Origin of the sequence: Actinomadura syzygii (assembly GCF_008085905.1) — a bacterium.
Classification (GTDB): Bacteria; Actinomycetota; Actinomycetes; order Streptosporangiales; family Streptosporangiaceae; genus Spirillospora; species Spirillospora syzygii.
Genome location: NZ_VSFF01000003.1, coordinates 324,999 through 343,778 on the forward strand (window position 1 = coordinate 324,999; position 18,780 = coordinate 343,778).

20 protein-coding genes are annotated in these 18,780 nt (G+C 76.4%); 6 read left to right on the forward strand and 14 right to left on the reverse strand.

The genetic code is table 11. The features are described 5' to 3' along the window. Nucleotides 1–29 precede the first annotated feature (29 nt). Together FXF65_RS08670 and FXF65_RS08675 are read right to left on the reverse strand one after the other, a co-directional pair. The gene (locus FXF65_RS08670) at nt 30–872 is read right to left on the reverse strand and encodes an IclR family transcriptional regulator (protein WP_187412179.1); all 843 of its coding nucleotides are present in this window, start codon (nt 870–872) and stop codon (nt 30–32) included. Next, on the reverse strand, nt 869–1,906 hold the full coding sequence (locus FXF65_RS08675) for a helix-turn-helix transcriptional regulator (protein WP_148349189.1): 1,038 nt from the start codon (nt 1,904–1,906) through the stop codon (nt 869–871). The genes FXF65_RS08670 and FXF65_RS08675 overlap by 4 nt, the downstream gene beginning before the upstream one ends. A gap of 147 nt (nt 1,907–2,053) precedes the next feature. Between FXF65_RS08675 and FXF65_RS08680 the strand changes: the two genes are divergently transcribed. The 3 genes from FXF65_RS08680 to FXF65_RS08690 all read left to right on the forward strand — a co-directional run bounded on the left by FXF65_RS08680 (nt 2,054) and on the right by FXF65_RS08690 (nt 4,255). Further along, on the forward strand, nt 2,054–2,578 hold the full coding sequence (locus tag FXF65_RS08680) for a pyridoxamine 5'-phosphate oxidase family protein (protein WP_148349190.1): 525 nt from the start codon (nt 2,054–2,056) through the stop codon (nt 2,576–2,578). A 94-nt stretch (nt 2,579–2,672) separates the two neighbouring features. Then, a complete protein-coding gene (locus tag FXF65_RS08685) occupies nt 2,673–3,452 on the forward strand; it encodes a hypothetical protein (protein ID WP_148349191.1) in 780 nt (259 codons plus the stop codon). A gap of 11 nt (nt 3,453–3,463) precedes the next feature. Beyond that, nucleotides 3,464–4,255 carry an SDR family NAD(P)-dependent oxidoreductase gene (locus FXF65_RS08690; RefSeq protein WP_148349192.1) on the forward strand — a complete coding sequence of 264 codons (792 nt, stop codon included), beginning with the start codon at nt 3,464–3,466 and terminating at the stop codon, nt 4,253–4,255. A 21-nt stretch (nt 4,256–4,276) separates the two neighbouring features. On the opposite strand, the gene FXF65_RS08695 is transcribed toward FXF65_RS08690, so the two are convergent. From FXF65_RS08695 to FXF65_RS08725, 7 genes are all read right to left on the reverse strand, one after another. Beyond that, complete coding sequence (locus tag FXF65_RS08695; RefSeq protein ID WP_148349193.1) at nt 4,277–4,768, reverse strand: TIGR00725 family protein; 492 nt, start codon at nt 4,766–4,768, stop codon at nt 4,277–4,279. A gap of 7 nt (nt 4,769–4,775) precedes the next feature. Next, nucleotides 4,776–5,075 carry a 4a-hydroxytetrahydrobiopterin dehydratase gene (locus FXF65_RS08700; protein ID WP_148349194.1) on the reverse strand — a complete coding sequence of 100 codons (300 nt, stop codon included), beginning with the start codon at nt 5,073–5,075 and terminating at the stop codon, nt 4,776–4,778. Between the two features lie 69 nt (nt 5,076–5,144). Continuing rightward, nucleotides 5,145–7,274, reverse strand: coding sequence for a glycosyltransferase family 39 protein (locus FXF65_RS08705; RefSeq protein WP_148349195.1), 2,130 nt, complete (start codon nt 7,272–7,274; stop codon nt 5,145–5,147). Continuing rightward, complete coding sequence (locus FXF65_RS08710) at nt 7,271–8,602, reverse strand: glycosyltransferase (protein ID WP_148349196.1); 1,332 nt, start codon at nt 8,600–8,602, stop codon at nt 7,271–7,273. Before FXF65_RS08710 ends, FXF65_RS08705 begins: the two co-directional genes overlap by 4 nt. A gap of 78 nt (nt 8,603–8,680) precedes the next feature. Continuing rightward, a complete protein-coding gene (locus tag FXF65_RS08715) occupies nt 8,681–10,156 on the reverse strand; it encodes a sensor histidine kinase (protein WP_246198434.1) in 1,476 nt (491 codons plus the stop codon). Then, nucleotides 10,153–10,851: a response regulator transcription factor gene (locus FXF65_RS08720; RefSeq protein ID WP_246198468.1), complete on the reverse strand. Its 699-nt coding sequence runs from the start codon at nt 10,849–10,851 to the stop codon at nt 10,153–10,155. Before FXF65_RS08720 ends, FXF65_RS08715 begins: the two co-directional genes overlap by 4 nt. A 163-nt stretch (nt 10,852–11,014) precedes the next feature. Then, the gene (locus FXF65_RS08725) at nt 11,015–12,265 is read right to left on the reverse strand and encodes a hypothetical protein (RefSeq protein ID WP_148349198.1); all 1,251 of its coding nucleotides are present in this window, start codon (nt 12,263–12,265) and stop codon (nt 11,015–11,017) included. Between the two features lie 262 nt (nt 12,266–12,527). Here FXF65_RS08725 and rsgA point away from each other — a divergent pair, with 262 nt between their 5' ends. Continuing rightward, entirely contained in the window at nt 12,528–13,655 is a 1,128-nt protein-coding gene (gene rsgA, locus FXF65_RS08730; protein ID WP_148349199.1) for a ribosome small subunit-dependent GTPase A, read from the forward strand. Nucleotides 13,656–13,716: 61 nt separating this feature from the next. On the opposite strand, the gene FXF65_RS08735 is transcribed toward rsgA, so the two are convergent. Both FXF65_RS08735 and FXF65_RS08740 read right to left on the reverse strand, forming a co-directional pair. Then, nucleotides 13,717–14,559: an ABC transporter permease gene (locus tag FXF65_RS08735; protein WP_148349200.1), complete on the reverse strand. Its 843-nt coding sequence runs from the start codon at nt 14,557–14,559 to the stop codon at nt 13,717–13,719. After that, nucleotides 14,556–15,578, reverse strand: coding sequence for an ATP-binding cassette domain-containing protein (locus FXF65_RS08740; protein WP_222868445.1), 1,023 nt, complete (start codon nt 15,576–15,578; stop codon nt 14,556–14,558). Before FXF65_RS08740 ends, FXF65_RS08735 begins: the two co-directional genes overlap by 4 nt. Before the next feature lie 152 nt (nt 15,579–15,730). Here FXF65_RS08740 and FXF65_RS08745 point away from each other — a divergent pair, with 152 nt between their 5' ends. Beyond that, on the forward strand, nt 15,731–16,465 hold the full coding sequence (locus tag FXF65_RS08745) for a TetR/AcrR family transcriptional regulator (RefSeq protein ID WP_148349201.1): 735 nt from the start codon (nt 15,731–15,733) through the stop codon (nt 16,463–16,465). A gap of 32 nt (nt 16,466–16,497) precedes the next feature. Here FXF65_RS08745 and FXF65_RS08750 read toward each other — a convergent pair whose 3' ends face one another. The 3 genes from FXF65_RS08750 to FXF65_RS08760 are packed head-to-tail and all read right to left on the reverse strand — an operon-like array spanning nt 16,498 to nt 18,076. Beyond that, nucleotides 16,498–16,839 carry a VOC family protein gene (locus FXF65_RS08750; RefSeq protein ID WP_148349202.1) on the reverse strand — a complete coding sequence of 114 codons (342 nt, stop codon included), beginning with the start codon at nt 16,837–16,839 and terminating at the stop codon, nt 16,498–16,500. Continuing rightward, nucleotides 16,836–17,057 carry a ribbon-helix-helix domain-containing protein gene (locus tag FXF65_RS08755; RefSeq protein ID WP_148349203.1) on the reverse strand — a complete coding sequence of 74 codons (222 nt, stop codon included), beginning with the start codon at nt 17,055–17,057 and terminating at the stop codon, nt 16,836–16,838. Before FXF65_RS08755 ends, FXF65_RS08750 begins: the two co-directional genes overlap by 4 nt. A gap of 17 nt (nt 17,058–17,074) precedes the next feature. After that, a complete protein-coding gene (locus FXF65_RS08760) occupies nt 17,075–18,076 on the reverse strand; it encodes an NAD(P)/FAD-dependent oxidoreductase (RefSeq protein WP_187412193.1) in 1,002 nt (333 codons plus the stop codon). Between the two features lie 218 nt (nt 18,077–18,294). Between FXF65_RS08760 and FXF65_RS08765 the strand changes: the two genes are divergently transcribed. Beyond that, nucleotides 18,295–18,651: a VOC family protein gene (locus tag FXF65_RS08765; RefSeq protein ID WP_148349205.1), complete on the forward strand. Its 357-nt coding sequence runs from the start codon at nt 18,295–18,297 to the stop codon at nt 18,649–18,651. The last annotated feature ends 129 nt before the right edge of the window (nt 18,652–18,780 follow it).

Here is an 18,780-nt window from a genome sequence, read left to right on the forward strand (position 1 = left end):
AGACGGACCGCTGAAACGGGCCGCCGGGGCTAGGAGAGGTGGCGGTGCAGGTCGGTGAGCCGACCCGCGGCGGCGCGGACCGCTTCGGCGAGGCCGGGGAGCCGGTCGTCGCCGAACCGGACCGAGGGCCCCTGGAGCGCGACGGCCGCGAACACCCGTCCGCCGCCGTCGCGGACCGGCGCCGCCACCGCCCGCACGCCCGGCAGCCGCTCCTCGTCGTTGACCGCGAACCCCCGGTCGCGGACGCGCCGCAGGTCGGCGTCCAGCTCCGCGCGGGTGGTGAGGGTGGCGGGGGTGAAGCTGCGGTACGGCTCGTCCATCGCGACGGGGTCGCCGCCGAACGCCAGCAGGGTCTTGCCCATCGCGCACGTGTGGATCGGGTTGCGGTCCCCCGGCGGCTGCTCGTACCGCAGCGGGTGGGTGGACGGCAGGTGCAGCAGCACCGCGACCTCGTCCCCGGCCCGCACGCCGAGGCTGACGGCCTCGCCGGTCCCGTCGCGCAGCGCGGTCAGCTCCGGCTGCAGCAGGGTCGCGCCCATCCGCTCCAGCGCCAGCCGTCCGAGGATCGCGGTGGTGGGGCCGAGGAAGTACCGCTCGGTCGCCGCGTCCTGCGCGAGCATCCCGGTGGCGTGCAGGGCGTGGACGATCCGGTGCGCGGTGCTGACCGACAGGCCCGTCCGGTGCGCGATCTCGGTGGGGGTCTGCCGGGCGGCGTCCTCGAACGAGCGGAGCACCGCGACCGACCGGTCCACGGTCTGCGTGCCCGGCTTCGGCTGCCGCGCCGCCTCGGAGTTGCCGGGACGGCCGTCGGCGTCGTCGTTCGCGGCGCCGCCGGCGCTCCCGTCCCCTGGCGCGTCCCCCGGCGCGTTCACCGGCCCGCCGCCGGGGCAGGCGTCGGCTCCTCCTGCGTCACGGGCCCATCCTCGCACCGCGCCCCGCTCCCCTCCCGCACGGGGGTGGTGGCGCGGGTGAGGCGGGCGGCCATCGCGGCGAGCCGCGCGGCGAGTTCGGGTGGGCCGTCGACCTCGAAGTCCAGGTCGAGGTAGGCGATGCGCAGCGCCGTCCACTCCAGGGAGTCGGGCGCCGTGCGGAGCCTGCAGGTGCGGTCGTCGACGGGCTCGACCTCCGCGCCGGTCACCCGGAACCGGTCGGCGAGCTGCGCCGCGGAGGCGTGCACGGTCAGCACCGCCCGCCCGGCGGGACGCGCACCCGCCAGCGACCGGGCCACGAACGCGGCGGCGCCGGCGGCGGGCGGCTCGCGCGGCGGGCACCGCACCCCGGTGGGACGCGGGTCCGACAGCCGGTCGACGCGGAACGTCCGCCAGTCGGCGCGGCCGGTGTCGAAGGCGACCAGGTACCAGCGGCGCCCGGCCGACACCAGCCCGTGCGGTTCGACCAGGCGGCGGGTCTCGCCGTCGCCGCGGTCGCGGTAGGCGAAGCGGACCCGTTCGCCGTCGCGGGACGCGGCGGCCAGCACGGTCAGCGCCTCGGGGTCGGCGGCGGGACCGGCGGGCGGGCCGGTCAGCGGCGTCGTCGCGGCGTGCAGTGCGGTGACGCGGCGGCGCAGCCGGGCGGGCAGCACCTGCTCAAGCTTGGCCAGGGCCCGCACCGACGCCTCCCCGATGCCCTCGACCGCTCCCCCGGCCGCCGCGCGCAGGCCGACGGCGATCGCGACGGCCTCCTCGTCGTCCAGCAGCAGCGGCGGCATCGCCGTGCCCGCCTCCAGCCCGTATCCGCCCGCCGCGCCGGGCGTGGCGTGCACGGGGTAGCCGAGGTCGCGCAGCCGCTCCACGTCGCGGCGGACGGTGCGGACGCTCACGCCGAGCCGCGCGGCCAGCTCCGGGCCGGGCCACTCGCGGCGGGTCTGCAGCAGCGACAGCAGCCGCAGCAGTCGTGCCGATGACATCCCCCCAGTATGCGCGGCGACGCGGACAGCCCCTGACCGCTTTCCTCCGGCGGGCGGGGTAGGACGGCGGGGACGCGGCGATGAGTTTCCGCCGCCCGTCCCGTCTACATGTGCACGGTACGACCGAGCGTGAAGGAGGACGAGAACATGACCGTTCGCGAACCCGTCGAGGTCCGCAACCTCGACATCTACGGCGGCGGCGAGCTGGCCTGGGACACCGTGCGGGACGCCCTGACCGCGGCGCTGCCGAAGATGGAGACGCCGGTGTTCCTCGGCACCGTCAGCCCGGACGGGCGCCCGCACTCGGCGGGCGTCGGCGCCCTCTGGCACGACGGCGACCCGTACTTCACCAGCGGGCCCGGCACCCGCAAGTCCCGCGACCTGGCGGCCAACCCGGCGTGCACGCTGTCGATCCGCACGGCGGTCGCGGACGTGGTGCTGGAAGGCGAGGCGCTGCGCGTCACCGACCCGGCCGTGCTGGAGCCGGTCGCCGCCGGATACCGGGCGGGCGGCTGGCCCGCGCAGGTCGACGGCGACGCCTTCACCGCCCCGTTCAGCGCACAGAGCGCGGGCCCGCCGCCCTGGCACCTGTACCGCCTCACCGTGCGGACGGCGGTCGCGGTCGGCATCACCGAGCCGTTCGGCGCGACCCGGTGGACCTTCGCGTCCTGACCGCCGTCGGTCCGGGGCGGCGTCGACTTTGGTCTACCGGGCATGGCCGTCCGGGCGCTGCGCCCAGCCCCGCCCGCCGCCGACACTCGGGGGCATGACAGGGGGATTCTCGCTGCGCGGCGCGCCCGCGCGCCGCTGGACGCTCGTCCGCGACGGGCGCCGGCTGGAGGTCGAGACCGCGCGGGTCGGCTGGGACCGGGCCGTCCGCCTGTTCGTGGACGGCGAACCCGCCGGGGACACCACCACGGACGAGATGAAGGCCGAGCTGCCGTACGGGGAGATGCGCGTCGCGGTGGCGTTCGACCTGCACGGCCTGGTCGACGGGCAGGCGGCGCGCTGCGACCTCGTCCCCGCCACCGGCGAGGACGGGGACGGGGACGGCGACTCGGGCGGGGGCCGGGTCGCGTTCGCGCCGGGCGCGGGGACGCGGGCGGCCCGGCGGGAGGCGCTGGCGCGGGCGCATCCGTTCCTGTACGCCTCCCGGCACGTGGCGGCGGCGACCGCGAAGGTGCTGCTCCCGCTGCTCGGGATCAGCGTGCTGATCAGGGTGCTGCTCGGCGCGGTGCCGTGGCCGGACGTCCCGTGGCCGGACGTGCGGCTCCCCGACGTCGACGCGCCGTCGATCCCCTGGCCGGACGTCCCCTGGCCGAACCTGCCCGATCTGCCCGATCTGCCGGAGGTGTCCGCGCCGCCGTGGCTGGCGGCGGTCCTGGCGGCGGCGAAGTTCGCGGTGCCGATCCTGATCGCGGTGGTCGTGGCGGCGCGCGAGGCCCACCGCCGCAAGCGCACACCCGCCCCGCCCGCCGAAGAGCCGCAGAAGGCAGGGCCGGAGACGCCGGAGGCCAGCGCCGAACTGGAAGGGCGCGGATCGTAGACTCCTCGGTCATGAGCGACCGGCCGTCACCCGTCCCGTACCTGTCGGAGCTGTTCTCGCTGGAGGGCAGGGTCGCGGTGGTGACGGGCGGCAGCTCGGGGATCGGCCGGGCGATCGCGGTCGCGCTGGCGCGGGCGGGCGCGTCCGTGGTGGTCGTGGCGCGGCGGGAGGCGGAGCTGGCCGCGACCGTCGGCGAGCTGGAGGGGCACGGCCGCCGGGCTGCGTGGGTCGGCGCCGACCTCGGTTCGCGGGACGGCGTGGCGCGCGCCGCCGAGTCCGCGGCGGCGGCGTTCGGGGAGCCGGACATCCTGGTGAACGCGGCGGGGGTGAACCTGCGCCCGCCGATGGACGAGCTCGGCGCGGACGTCTGGGACACCACGATGGCGGTGAACCTGGACGCGCCGTTCCTGCTCGGCCAGCGGTTCGGGCCCGCGATGGCGCGGCGCGGCTTCGGGCGGCTGATCCACATCGCGTCGCAGCAGGCGTTCCGCGCGTCGGTGACCAGCGGCGCGTACGGGGTGTCGAAGGCGGGGCTGGTCGCGCTGGCCCGGTCGCAGGCCGAGGCGTGGTCGGGTCGCGGCGTGACCGCCAACACGCTGGTGCCGGGGTTCGTGATGACGCCGCTGAACGCGCGGCTGTCCGGCGACCCGGCGATGGTGAAGGCCCTCGCCGAGCGGACGATGACCGGCCGCAACGGCGTCGCGGACGACTTCGCGGGCGCGGCGGTGTTCCTGGCGTCGGCGGCGTCCGGCTACGTCACCGGCCAGTCGATCTTCGTGGACGGCGGCTTCTCCGCCCACTGAACCGCCTGCCCCGCGCCCGGGCTAGGGCCACAGGCCGGTGGCGCGGACGGCTTCGCCCGGGTCGGCGGCATGGACGATCCCGCCGACCGGGCGGCCCTCCTCGTCGTGGACGCGCCATCCGCCGACCTGCACGACGGGGACGGTGCCGCGCCGCAGGGCGAGGGCCAGTTCCGACAGCGTCCCCCACGACCCGCCGACGACGATCACGGCGTCGGCGGCGTTGACGACGAGGTTGTTGCGGGCCTGGCCGAGGCCGGTCGGCAGCACGACCGACAGGTCGGACGCGGCGGCGGCGCGGTCGGCGGCGGGCAGCACCCCGACGACCGTCCCGCCGGCGGAGCGGGCGCCGGCCGCGGCGGCGGCCATGACCCCGCCGAGCCCGCCGCAGAGCACCACCGCGCCGCGGGCGGCCAGGAGCCGCCCGGTCTCGTGGGCGCGGTCCCATTCGCGTTCGGTGCACTCCCCCGGCCCGCACACCGCCACCTGGACCGGCGGCCGCTCCGCCCGAGGCACGGCCGGGCTACGCCGCCCCGTGCCGGGCCGCGATCGCGTCGATCTTCGCGGCGAGGTCGAAGTCCTTGCCGGTCAGGCCCCCCGCGCTGTGCGTGGACAGCGCGAACGCCACGGTCCGCCAGCGGATGTCGATGTCGGGGTGGTGGTCGGCGTCCTCGGCGGCGCGGGCGACGTCGGTGACCACGTCGATCCCGGCCAGGAACGAGGGCGCCTCGACCCGGCGGCGGATCTGGTCGCCGTCCCGCGTCCAGGCGGGCAGGTCGCGGAGGCGTTCGGCGACGGCGGCGTCGTCGAGCGTGTCGGCCATCGGGCTCACTCCCTGTTCGTCGGCGCTGATGCCCCTCTCCTTCCGAGTACATCACGGACCCGCCGCCGGTCACCCGGAGGGCGAGGTCAGGTCGTACAGGACGACCCCGCCGACCGTGGTGGCGGTGTAGTGCGCGGCGACCCATTCGCTGATCGTCTGCGCGGCGTCGCTGCCGCCGCCGCGTCCGCCGGGGCCCCCTCGGCCTCCGGGGCCGTTTCGGCCGCCGCCGATGAAGTAGTGGATCCGTCCCTGGCGGGTGAGGCGCTGGAACTCGGCGAGGGTGGGCGCGGGGTCGGTGCCGTTGAACCCGCCGACCGCCATCACCGGGCGGCGGACGGCGAGCTGGTACCCGGCGGCGGTGTTGGACCCGACGGCCGCCGCGACCCAGCTGTAGGAGTCCGCGTCGGCGGTGAGGGCGGCTTTCACGGCTGCGGTGGGCGTCCCGGCGCCGAGCAGCCCGCCCGGCGCCCCACCGGGCGGCCCGCCGGGGAATCCGGTGCGGGGGCCGGTCGCGCCTCCGCCGCCTGGCGCGCCGCCGGGCGCGGTCCGGCCGGGCGGATTGCCGGTCAGCGGCGGCGCGCCGGGGTTCCAGCCGCCGGGTCCGCCGCGTCCGGGCGCACCTCCTGGGCGTCCCGGGCCGCGGCGGCCGGGGCCGAAGCCGCGGGACGTCGCGGGCCCGGCGGTGACGATCGCGCCGGTGTGCGGGGTCGCGGTGGTCTGCACGGCGTAGGCGGCGGGCCCGGCGAGGCAGGACAGGACGGTCAGGACGACGACGCCCGCCGCGACGCCCCGCCCGCGCGGCACCCGCCCCGCGAGCGCCCCGGCGAACCGTCCCGCCAGTCGTCGCGCGAAGGGCACGGCCGCCAAAGCCGCCGCCGAGACGAGTCCGGTGGACAGGACGAGAGGGGCGAGCCAGGGATGCCAGTCCGGGGACCGTCCGAGCAGCACGTACGCCCACACCGCCGTGACCGCGACCGTCGCCGCCGTCACGGCGGCTCCGGCGGGATGGCGGCGGCGCTCCCACAGCAGTGCCGCTCCGGCGCCGATGAGCGCGGCGATCGCGGGGGTGAGCGCGACGGTGTAGTACTCGTGGAAGATCCCGCGCATGAAGCTGAACACGGCGGCGGTGAGCAGCAGCCATCCGCCCCACAGCGCGAGGGCGGCCCGGTCGGGGTCGGCGCGGGGCGCGCGGCGCGTCGTCCACAGCCCGGCGGCGAGGAGGATCAGCGCGGCGGGCAGCAGCCAGGACACCTGGCCGCCGATGACGGGGCCGAACATGCGTCCCCATCCGGCGTCCTGGTCGAGGTTGCCGAGACCGCCGGTCTCCTCGCCGTTGAGCCGTCCGAGGCCGTTGTAGCCGAGCGCGAGTTCCAGCACCGAGTCGTGCTGCGACCCGCCGATGTAGGGCCGTGACGAGGCGGGCGTCAGCGCCACGGCGGCGACCCACCATCCGGCCGCGGCGAGCAGCACGCCCCCGGCGGCGGTGAGCTGCCACAGCCGCCGCCGGACGCCGGTGGGCGCGGCGGCGAGGTAGACCAGCGCGAACACCGGGACGACCAGGAACGCCTGCAGCATCTTGGCCAGGAAACCCGTCCCGGCGCAGGCCGCGGCGAACAGCAGCCAGCGGGTGCCGGCGGTCTCCTGCGCGCGGAGCGTCCCGTAGGCGGCGAGGGTCATCAGCAGGACCATCAGCGCGTCGGGGTTGTTGAACCGGAACATCAGCGCGGCGACGGGGGTGAGGGCGAGGACCGCCCCGGCGAGCAGCGCCGCCCAGGCGGGGAACCGGCGCCGCACCGCCGCGTGCACGACCCCCACCGTCGCGACGCCCATCAGCGCCTGCGGGACCAGGATGCTCCAGGAATTCACGCCGAACACGCGGGCGGTGAGGGCCATCGGCCACAGCGCGGCGGGCGGTTTGTCGACGGTGATGGCGTTCGCGGCGTCGGACGAGCCGAAGAAGAACGCCTTCCAGCTCGACGCCCCGGCCTGGACGGCGGCGGAGTAGTAGGCGTTCGCCCACCCGGACGCGCCGAGCCCCCGCACGTACAGGACGCCGGTCGCGGCCAGCAGGGCCAGCAGCGCGGGCCGTTCCCAGGCCGCGCGTCCGGCGGGCCCGCGCAGCAGGCGCCGCGGGAGCCCGCGCAGGGCCGGGCGCGGCTGGGGCGGCGTGGTCGGGACGGCGCCGATCGTGGAGGTCATCTGATGTCTTCCCGCTTTCCTGTGTGGCTTGGGTGCAGGTCGGGCGAGGTCGCGGAGTCGGAGTCGGAGTCGGGTTCGGGGAGGCGGCGGGGGTGGAAGATCCAGGCGCGCATCAGCAGGAACCGGACGAGGGTGGCGGCGGCGTTGGCGGTGACGACGGCGGCGATCTCGACGGTGCGGGACGCGCCGGGCGCGGCGGCGTGCGCGAGCGCGAGGCCGCCGGTGCTGAGGGCGAGGCCGAGCAGGAACGCCAGGCCGCCTTCGAGCTGGTGGCGCAGGGCGCGGCGGGTCCCGGTGACGCCGAAGGTGAAGCGCCGGTTGGCGGCGGTGTTGGCGGCGGTCGCCACGGCCAGCGACAGCGCGTTCGCCCACAGCGGTCCGGTGACGAGCCGCAGCAGCACGAACAGGGCGAGCTGCGCCAGCGTGCTGACCGCGCCGATGACGGCGAAGGCGGGCAGCTGCCGCGCCATGCCCGCGGGGAGTGCGGCGGGCGGGCCGGGGCGGCGGCGGACGGGGGCGCGGAACGCGCCGGTGAGGATGCGGCGGGCGACGCGGGCCATGCCGAGCAGGTCGTCGCGGGCGGTGCGCAGGACGTCGACGCGGCTGTCGGGGTCGTCGACCCAGTCGACCGGGACCTCGTGGATGCGCAGCCCGCCGCGCTGGGCGAGGAGCAGCAGTTCGGTGTCGAAGAACCACTCCTCGTCCTCGACGGCGGGCAGCAGCGCCTGGACGATCTCGGTGCGGGCGGCCTTGAACCCGCACTGGGCGTCGGTGAACCGGGCGGCGAGCGCGGCGCGCAGCAGCAGGTTGTAGCAGCGGGACACGACCTCGCGGCGGGGCCCGCGGACGACGGCGGAGCCGCGGGTGAGGCGGGACCCGATGGCGAGGTCGCTGTGCCCGGAGATCAGCGGCGCGACCAGCGGGAGGAACGCGTCGAGGTCGGTGGACAGGTCGACGTCCATGTAGGCGACGACGTCGGCGTCGCTGGCGCCCCACACGTGCCGCAGCGCCCGGCCGCGTCCCTTGCCCTCCAGCCGGACGGCGCGGACGGCGGGCAGCCGCGCCGCGAGCCGTTCGGCGATCGGCCAGGTGCCGTCGGTGCTGGCGTTGTCGGCGACGGTGATCCGGAACCGGTAGGGGAACGTGCCGTCGAGGTAGGCGTGGAGGCGTTCGACGCTGGCGGCGAGGGCGCGTTCCTCGTTGTGGACGGGGACGACCACCTCGACGAGCCGTCCCTGCCCGCGCGTGCCGCCGGGCCGTGGGACCGGCGCGTCCGCGACGGGATCGGTGACGGAGCCGGTGGCAGTGCCGGTGACGGGGTGACTCATGGGTTCGAGGCTGGTCGGCGGGCGTGGGAGCCCCCTGAGCCGGACATGAAGCCCGCATGAGAAACCCCGGGGGCCGGGTCAGTCGCCCGGGGTGGGGGTGCCGGGGAGGTGGACGCGGGCGAGGGTGCCGCCGCCGGGCGCGGGCTCCAGGGCGACGCGTCCGCCGGACTCGGCGACGACCCGCGCGACGATCGACAGGCCGAGTCCGGAGCCGGGCAGGCTCCGCGCGGACGGCGACCGCCAGAACCGGTCGAAGACGTGGGGGAGGTCTTCGGTGGGGATGCCGGGTCCGTGGTCGCGGACGGTGAGTTCCCCGCCGGTGAGGCGGACGTCGACGGTCCCGCCGGGTGGGGAGAATTTGACGGCGTTGTCGAGGAGGTTCACGGCGGCGCGTTCGAGGGAGGCGGGGTCGCCGTGGACGTACCAGGGTTGGGTGTGGGCGTTGATGGTGAGGTCGGGGCCGCGGAGCCGGGCGCGGTCGACGGCGCGGGCGAGGACGTCGTGGAGGGGGACGGTCTCGGGGATGGTGCGGGTCTCGTCGGGGCGGGCGAGTTCCAGGAGGTCGCCGACGAGGCTGGTGAGTTCTTGCATTTGTGCTTTGACGCTGGTGAGGAGGTCGTGGCGGGCGGGGGCTGGGAGGTCGCGGCCGGTGGCTTCGGCGCGTAGGAGGAGGTCGATGTTGGTGCGGAGGCTGGTGAGGGGGGTGCGCAGTTCGTGTCCGGCGTCGGCGATGAGTTGGGATTGGTGTTCGCGGGAGGCGGCGAGCGCGGCGGTCATGCTGTTGAAGGACCGGCCGAGCCGGGCGATCTCGTCGGTGCCCTCCTCGGGGATGCGGACGGCGAGGTCTTCGGTGCGGGCGATGTGCTCGACGGCGTCGGTCAGCTCGTCCACGGGCCGCAGCGAGGCGCGGGCGATCATCAGCCCGGCGCCCGCCGAGGCCAATACGCCGAGGGCGGTGACGGCGGCCAGGAGCAGGGCGAGGTTGTCCAGGGGGCCTTGGACCTCGTCCAGCGACAGCGCGAACGACACCGCCGCGCGCTCGCCCCGGTCGGTGCGGAACGGGCGGGTGAGGACCCGGACGCGGTCTTTCGTCCCGTCGGCGGTGACGCCGTCGCCGTCGCGGTAGAGGGGGCCGCTTTCGCCGCGGGCGACCCGTACGTCGGCGGCGGTGACGGTCAGGGAGCCCGAGCCGGGGACGGTGCATATCCGTCCGCGGGCGTCGATGAGCTGCACGATCTCGAACGGTCCGGGCGGGCGGGCGCCGCCCGCGGTGGGGCGTCCGGAGCAGGCGGCGAGCGCTTCGGCGAGCTGCCGGGCGACGGGGCGCGCGGGGCCCTCCCCCTCGGGGCCGGGCGGTCCGCCGGACACGGCGGCCAGCCGCCGGTCCAGTTCGCGGTAGAGCTGGTTGCGGGTGATCAGCCACCCGGCGGTCGCGCAGGCGGCGACGGCGAGCGCGACGGCCACCGCGGTGAGCAGCGCCATCCGCGCGCGCAGCGTGAGCCGCCGGGTGACGGGCCCCCGTCCTCCCGCACCCCGTCCCGCCGGGGTGGTCACGGGGCCGCTGCCGCGCGGAGCACGTACCCGACGCCGCGGACGGTGTGCACGAGCCTCGGCAGCCCGCCCGCCTCGGTCTTGCGCCGCAGGTACATGACGTACACGTCCAGGGAGTTGGAGGCGGGTTCGAAGTCGAAGCCCCAGACGGCCTCCAGGATCTGCTCGCGGGTGAGGACCTGGCGGGGGTGGGCGAGGAACATCTCCAGCAGCATGTACTCGGTGCGGGTGAGGTCGACGGGGCGTCCCGCGCGGGCGACCTCGCGGGTGCGGGTGTCCATGGACAGGTCGCCGAACGCCAGCACGTGACCCTGGCCTTCGCCGGAGCCTGGGCCCGTGGTCATGGCGGCGCGGCGCAGCAGGGCGCGGACGCGGGCGAGGAGCTCGTCCAGCTCGAAGGGTTTGGCGAGGTAGTCGTCGGCGCCGGCGTCCAGGCCGGTGACGCGGTCGCCGACCATGTCGCGGGCGGTGAGCATCAGGACGGGCATGGTGGCGCCGAGGGCGCGCAGGCGGCGGCAGGCGGTGAGGCCGTCCATGCGCGGCATGAGGACGTCCAGGACGACGAGGTCGGGCCGGTCCCGCTCGACCCGGTCCAGGGCGTCGGCGCCGTCGGCGGCGGCGTCCACCCGGTAGCCCTCGAACTCGAGGCTGCGGGCGAGGGACTCGCGGACGGCGGGCTCGTCGTCCACGATCAGTATCCGCGCGGCCCCCCGCCCATCGGCCCGCGCCCCGGCCCGTTCGGCGGCGCGTCCGGCCTGGTCGCTGCGCTGCTCCATGTGCTCACGGTAGGCAGCGCGGGCGGGATCCCGGTCTACCGGAGGGCGTTTCTCATCGTTCTTTCAGGATCTTCTGAGCGGGGGTTCAGGGCACGGAGTCGGTGGCGTCGCCCCATACGTCCCCCTGCGCGGCCTTCTCCCGAGCCTCCCGAGCCGCCTCCTCACCCTCCCCTTCGGCGTTTCCCTCGGTGTTTCCTTCCGTGTTTCCCTCGATGGCCGCCGCCACGGTCTCCTCGACGACGGCTGTGACGACGACGCGCGGGGGCTCGGGACGGGTCGCGCCTGCCCAGGTGGTCTTGACGACGTCGACCACGACGTCGCGGGACACGTCCACGATGATCCCGCGCAGGGTGTCGCGCAGCGCGAGTTTCAGCGCGTCGCGGATCAGTTCGCGCAGGACGGCCTCGATCGCGGCGGTCGTCGCGCGCAGGGCCAGGTCGCGGGCGGTGCGGGCGGCGGCGCTGCCCGCGACGGCGGTGAGCAGCCCGCCCGCGGCGCGGGCCGCGTCGGACCCGGCGGCGCGGGTGGCGAGGGAGGTGAGCGGGGCCAGGTCGGCGGCGACGCCGGTGTCCCGGGCGGCGTCCCGGACGGTGTCGCGGACCGCTCCGGCGAGGTCGCGGGCGGCCTGCTCGGCGGTCTCGCGGACGACGCGGGCGACGACGTCGCGGGCGACGAGCATCGCCGCGTCCACGGCGGCGTCGGCGACGGTGTCGACGGCGGCGTCCACGACGGCCTTGGTCGCGGCCCGCACGACGGGCCGGGACGCGGTGGCGGCGGCGGTGCGCCCGGCGCGGTCGCCGAGGTCGCGCGCGGCGGCGGCGAGGTCGCGGGCCAGCGGGCTGGTCACGGCGAGGCGGCGGGCGGCCTGCTCGGCGAGGGTCATGGCGGTGGTGGCGGCCTCGAACGCGCTCGCGGTCGCGGGGTTGGCCGCGGCGGCGGCGCGGGCCTCGGCGACGGCCCGCTCGGCGGCGCCGGACGCGGCGGCCACGGCGGCGTCGCGGGCGGCCCGCTCGACGGTCCGCATCGCGGGCGTCCCGGCCACCTGGTCCAGGATGCGGGTGGCGGCGACCGCGGCGGCGCGGCGGGCGGCGCCCGCGACGGGCTCGCCGGCCGAGGCCGCGGCGCGCGCGGCGGCCGGGGCGAGCCCGGCCCACAGCTCCTCCAGCCGGTCGGCGGCGGCCCGGTCGGCGCGCCGCGCCCGCTCGGCGAGCCCCGTCCCGGCGGGCTCGCTCCCGGACCCGCTGTCGGGCACGCTGTCGGACCCGCTGTCGGGCTCGGGCGCGCCGGGACGGCCGGTCTCGCGCTGCTGTTCGTCGTCCACGGTCACGCCTCTCATCGCGATCCGCCCCTCAAATGACGATAACTGCCGAACTGCTCCGCCAGTTCCTGCGGGGCCGCCCCGTCCGGGAAAAGGGGTGCCGGGGGCGGGCACCGCGGGGTAAGGTCGCGGTCGAACCCGAGAGGAGGTGTGGACGCATGGCCGTCGTTGCGCTGGCCGCTGCCCGCGGCATCCAGGTCGTCCTCATCTCCCGGGCCACCGGCTGACCAGCGCCTTCGTCGCGCGCTCGCCAGGGCCCCTTCACGCAAGGGTTCTCGAAGTGTCTTCTTTCACTTCTGCTTCTTCGTCTTCTTCTTCTGATTCTGGATCTCCGGGCCCGTCCGGTCTGGCCGCCTACGGCTGGGACGGCGCCCTGGAGGACGCGTTCTCTCCCCACCGCGCGGCGGGCCTGGTCCCGGCGCGGGTCGCCGCGGTCGACCGCGGCCTGTGCGACGTGGTCACCGCGTCCGGTCCGCTGCGCGCCGCGACCCACGCGGTCGGCGGCCCGTTCGGCGGCCCGGAGGGCGGGCCGTGCACGGGCGACTGGGCGGGGCTGCGGCTGGACGGTCCGGACGGCCGCGCGGCGGTGGCGGTGGTGCTGCCGCGGCGGACGGCGATCGTCCGGTCGTCGGCGTCGCGGGACTCGCGGGGGCAGGTGCTGGCCGCCAACGTCGACACCGTCGCGGTGGCGGTGCCGCTGACCGCGCGGGCGGCGCCCGGCCGGATCGAGCGGCTGGTCGCGCTGGCGTTCGAGAGCGGCGCGCGGCCGGTGGTCGTCCTCACCAAGGCCGACCAGGTGCCGGGCACCGCCGGGTTCGAGGCGGACGCCGCCGCTGCCGCCCCCGGGGTGGACGTGGTGGCGTGCAGCGCCGCGACGGGCGACGGCGTGGACGCCGTCCGGGCCGTGCTGGCGGGGACGGTGGTGCTGGTCGGACCTTCCGGGGCGGGCAAGTCCACGCTGGGGAACGCGCTGCTCGGCGCCGACCTGCTCGCGACCGGCGACGTTCGCGAGTCCGACGGCAAGGGACGGCACACCACGGTCCGGCGGGAGCTGCTGCCGCTGCCGGGCGGCGGCGTCCTGATCGACACGCCGGGGCTGCGGGGCGTCGGCCTGGTCGAGGCGTCCGACGGGCTGGAGCGCGCGTTCGCCGACGTCGAGGAGCTCGCCGCCGGGTGCCGGTTCCGCGACTGCGCGCACCAGGCCGAGCCGGGCTGCGCGGTCCTCGCCGCCGTCGCGGACGGGACGCTGCCGGGCCGCCGCCTGGACAGCTACCGCAGGCTGCTGCGCGAGAACGAGTGGGCGGCGTCGCGCACCGACGCGCGGCTGCGCGCCGAGCAGCGCGACCGGGTCAAGGCCATCTCCCGGTTCCAGCGGCAGCTGTACCGGGAGCGGGGCCGCGACCGCTGACCGTCCCGCCCCCGGACGCGGAGGCCGCACGGCCTCCGCGTCCGGGGTTCGGTCGGTTCGGTCAGCGGCCGCGCTTGCGGTAGGTCCGGGCCGACAGGGGCGCGAACACCGCGAGCAGGAGCAGCGACCAGCCGAGGCTGGCGGCGACGGGGTGGGCGATGGGCCAGGCGGCGTCCGCGGTCGGCGCGGCGGGGTTGCCGAACAGTTCGCGACACGCGGCGGTGAGGGCGCTGACGGGGTTCCAGTCGGCGATGACCTGGAGGACCTTCGGCATCCCGCCGGTCGGGACGAACGAGTTGGACAGCATCGTCACGGGGAACACCAGCGGGATGAGGTTGTCGGCGGTGTGCTCGTTCTTCACCACCAGGCCGAGGTAGCACCCGGCCCAGCTCAGCCCGTACCGCATGAGCCCGAGCAGCAGGAACGCCTCGGTGGTCGGCCACAGGCCGCGGTGCGCGCGCCAGCCGACCAGCAGCCCGGCGGCGGCCATGATCGCCAGGCCGAGGGCGCCGTGCAGGAAGTCGGCGCCGGTGTGCCCGAACGGGACGGCGGAGCGGGCGGTCGGCATGGAGCGGAACCGGTCCATGACGCCGCGGGAGGCGTCGGTGGCGACGCGCAGCGTCACGGCCATGGTGGAGGTGAAGGTGACCATGGCGAACAGGCCGGGCATCAGGTACTCGCGGTAGTTCCCGCCGCCGGGGACGGCGATGGCGCTGCCGAACACGTACCCGAACAGCACCACCATGATCGCGGGGAAGATCAGCGCGGCGATCAGCTCGCCGGGCTCCTGCCGGATCCGCGACAGCTCCCGTCCGACGAGGGCGACCCCGTCCGACAGGGCCCAGCGGAGCCGGACGGCGCGGGACGCGGGCGCGTGCACGCCGGGTGCGGCGGCGGCGGTCATCGGACGGTCTCCTTCGCACGCACCGCCGCCGACCCCTCGGCGCCGGTGCCGTCGGTCCCGGCGGGGGTGTCGGCGGTGGTGTCGTCGGCAGGGGTGCCGGTGAGGCGCAGGAACACCTCGTCGAGGGTGGGGCGGCGCAGCGCGACGTCGGCGACGGCGAGGCCGGCGCGGTCGAGTTCGCGGACGACGTCGGCGAGCCGGACGCTCCCGGCGGGCAGCGGGACCGACAGCCGTCCGCCCTCCAGGGTCGGGTAGGCGCCGGCGAGGCGGTGCAGGACGTCGGCGGCGCCCCCGGCCGCGCCGGGGTCGTCCAGGACGACGTCGAGCCGGTCGCCGATCGAGGACTTCAGCTCGTCGGGCGTGCCGGTGGCGATGACGCGGCCGTGGTCGACGACGGCGATGTCGTCGGCGAGCCGGTCGGCCTCGTCCAGGTACTGGGTGGTGAGCACGACGGTGGTGCCGCCCGCGACCAGGTCGCGGACGGCGTCCCAGATCTCGCCGCGGCTGCGCGGGTCCAGGCCGGTGGTGGGCTCGTCCAGGAACAGCACCTGGGGCCGCAGGATGAGGCTGGCGACCAGGTCGAGGCGGCGGCGCATCCCGCCGGAGTACCCGGCGACCTGCCGGTCGGCGGCGTCGGCGAGGCCGAACCGCTCCAGCAGCTCGTCGGCGCGGGCGCGGGCCTCGCGGCGCGACAGGTGGTAGAGGCGGCCGAACAGGCGCAGGTTGCCGCGCCCGGTGAGCTTCTCGTCGACGGCGGCGTGCTGCCCGGCCAGGCCGATCCGGGCGCGGACCTGGTCGGGCCGCCGCGCCACCTCGAACCCGGCGATCCGGGCGGTGCCGGAGTCGGCGTCGGCGAGGGTCGCGAGGATCCGCACGGCGGTGGTCTTGCCGGCGCCGTTGGGGCCGAGGACCCCGCAGACCGTCCCGGCGGGGACGGCCAGGTCGAGCCCGTCCAGGGCCCGGGTGTCGCCGTAGCGCTTGCGCAGTGCCTCGGCGACGACGATCGGTTCGTCCGCCACGATCCCTCCTCTGAGTACAATGTACGCAACTAGTGGGTGCCAGCGTAGACAACTGGGTACGTCGTACGCAACTAGGATGCTCCGCAAGGACGGCGACGCGCGCCGAACACGTGGCGAGCAGCTGGTGAGGGCGCGGTGAGAGGGGTGGAACGGTGACGGACGGCGGGGCGCACGTCAGTATCTGGTCGGTGCCGGAGCGGCAGGGCCGGGGCCCGCGGCCCGCCTACAGCCGCGCGCGGATCACCGAGGCGGCGATCGGGATCGCCGACGCCGAGGGGCTGGAGGCGGCGTCGATGCGCCGGATCGCCGCCGAGCTCGGCACGGGGGCGATGTCGCTGTACCGGTACGTGCCGTCCCGCGACGACCTGCTGGACCTGATGGAGGACCACGTCCTGCTGGACGCGGAGATCCCGGACCGTCCGAGCGGCGACTGGCGCGCCGACCTGACCCTGGTCGCCGAGGGGACCCGCGCGGTGTACCGGCGGCACGGGTGGCTGGCCGACCTGCAACGGCCGCGCGCCACCCTCGGCCCGAACCGGCTGCGGCTGGTGGAGTTCGCGTTCGGGGCGCTGGACGTCGGCATCCCGATCGACGACGTGTTCGTCCTGATCGAGATGCTGACCGGCTACGTCGAGCGGGTGGTGCGGTCGGAGCTGGCGTGGCGGCGGGAGGTGCAGGAGAACGGCCTCACCCCGGAGCAGTGGATGATGCGGTCCGGCCCCTACGTCCGGGAACTGCTGGACAGCGGCGCGTACCCGATGTTCCGGCGCATCGTGATCGACGCGCGGATGCCGCACATGAGCGCCGACGAGCAGTTCCGCTACGGCCTGGAGCGCGTCCTGGACTGCATAGCCGCCGTCCTTCCCCCCGACCCGGCCGCCCCCTGACCCGGCGGGGACCGGGCCGGGGCGCGGCGGCGCTACTTCTCGGCGGGCGCCTGGAGGCTCCAGACGCGGCCGTCGGGGTCGCGGACGGTCATCTCGCGGGTGCCGTAGTGGGTGTCCTCGAACGGCGCGACGACCTCGACGCCGGGCCCGGGGCGGAACGCGTCGGCGTCGGCCACCTTGAGCGCGACGCGCAGGTCGGGCTCGCTGTCCTCGGGGACCTCGACGAGGAACACGTAGGGGCCGCCGCCGTTGCGGAACAGGCCCGAGCCGTGGTCGGTCTCGAACTCCAGCTCGAACCCGAGGCCCTGGAGGAATCCGGCCGTCCTGCCCCAGTTGCGGGTCTCCAGGAACAGTGCCTCGATGCCCTCGGTCATGTCCGCTCCCCCTTCTCCGGCGACTCGGTCGCCTGCTCGGTGCTCTGCTCGGTGGTCTGGCCGGGCGTCCCGGCGCGGGTGCCGTCGAGGTAGGCGCGCAGCGCTTCGGCGACCAGCGCCGACAGGGACGTCTCCGCCTCGATGGCCTGGTGCTTCACCCGCTTGATCAGCCCGACCGGCAGGTACACGTTGAACTGCTTGACATCCTCGTCACCCACCCCCGCATGCTAGCAACTTAGGAAGCTACTCGCATGCGGTGGGCGTCGACGGCGCGGCGGGTCTCCTCGGCGACGAGGTCGGCGTTGATCTGCGCGGCCGCGGTGGCGCCCGCGGCGGCGGCGGTTCCGACCTGCGCGGACGGGTCGGTGACGTTGCCCGCCGCCCACACCCCGGGCACGGCGGTGCGCCCGGCGGCGTCGGCGGGGATGTGCGTCCCCATGCCGGACGGGTGGTCGGCGGGCCGCAGCCCGATCCCGTCGAGGAACGCGGCGCGGACGGTCATGCGCGGCGCGACGGCGACCGCGTCGCGGCGGACGAGCGTCCCGTCGGCCAGCCGCACCCCCACGAGCCGCCCGGCGCCGTCCGGCCCGGACGGGCCGCCGGTCTCCAGGGCGGTGACCTCGCCGTGGACGACGCGGACGCCGCGGGCGGCGAGCTGCTCGGCCTGCTCGGCGGACGGCTCCGGCCCGGTGTGGGCGAGGTAGGCGACGTCGCCGCTCCACTGGCGCAGCAGGAGCGCCTGGTGCACCGACATCGGCCCGGTCGCCAGGACGCCGATGGCGCGGTCGCGGACCTCCCAGCCGTGGCAGTAGGGGCAGTGCAGGACGTCGCGTCCCCACCGTTCGCGCAGGCCGGGCACGTCGGGCAGTTCGTCGGTGAGGCCGGTGGCGACCAGCAGCCGCCGCGCCCGGAGCGCCGCGCCGTCGGCGAGGACGACGGTGAACGCGCCGTCGTCCTCGCCGTCGTCGCGGGCCTCGACGAGGGCGACGGCGCCGGGGGCGACGTGCCCGCCGTAGCGGCGGACCTCGGCGCGGCCCCGGGCGAGGAGTTCAGCGGGGGGCGTGCCGTCCCGGGCGAGCAGGCCGTGGACGGCCTCGGCCGGGGCGTTGCGGGGCTCGCCCGCGTCGATCACCGCGACGCGCCGCCGCGCGCGGGCGAGCATCAGCCCGCCGCTCAGCCCGGCGGCGCCGCCGCCGGCGATCACCACGTCGTATCCGTCGTCCAGTCGATCGGTCATCATGACCACCTCCACCGGGCGACCCTGCGCGACCGCACCGCGATCCGGCAAACCTCGTTGCCGTTTCCGCAAGGACCGGCCCGTCCTGGACACTCTCCGCCAAGACGGCGGATCGGTCAGGAATCGAGAAGCGCCGCCCGGCGGGGCGCGGCTAGCGTGAACTGCGTGGACGCGAAGTCCACACCGAACCGAGACCACACGCGACCATAGGAGTGATCATGGCGGGTTCTCCCACCCAGGGGATCAAGACGGTGCTGCACCCGGTGTCGGACCTGGCGGCGGCGACCGCGGTGTACACGGCGCTGCTGGGCGTCGGGCCGAGCGCCGAGTCGTCCTACTACGTCGGGTTCGACGCCGAGGGCCAGCACATCGGGCTGGTGCCGGACGGCGGCCCGCAGAAGGCGGCGGGGCCGGTCGCGTACTGGCACGTCGCCGACATCGCGGCGAAGCTGGCGGAGGTGACGGCGGCGGGCGCGGCGGTGCGCGAGGAGCCCCGCGACGTCGGCGGCGGGCGGCTCGTCGCGACGTTCACCGACCCCGACGGCAACGTCCTCGGACTGGTCCAGGACCAGTGACCGCCCCGCGCCCCGCCCCGCGCGCCGGGGGCGGGGCGGGGCGTCCGGACGGGCCGGTCGGGCCGGTCGGGGCGCCCGTCGGGCGGACGTACTGTGTGAACCCGCCCTAATCTGAACCCGCCGCGGCAG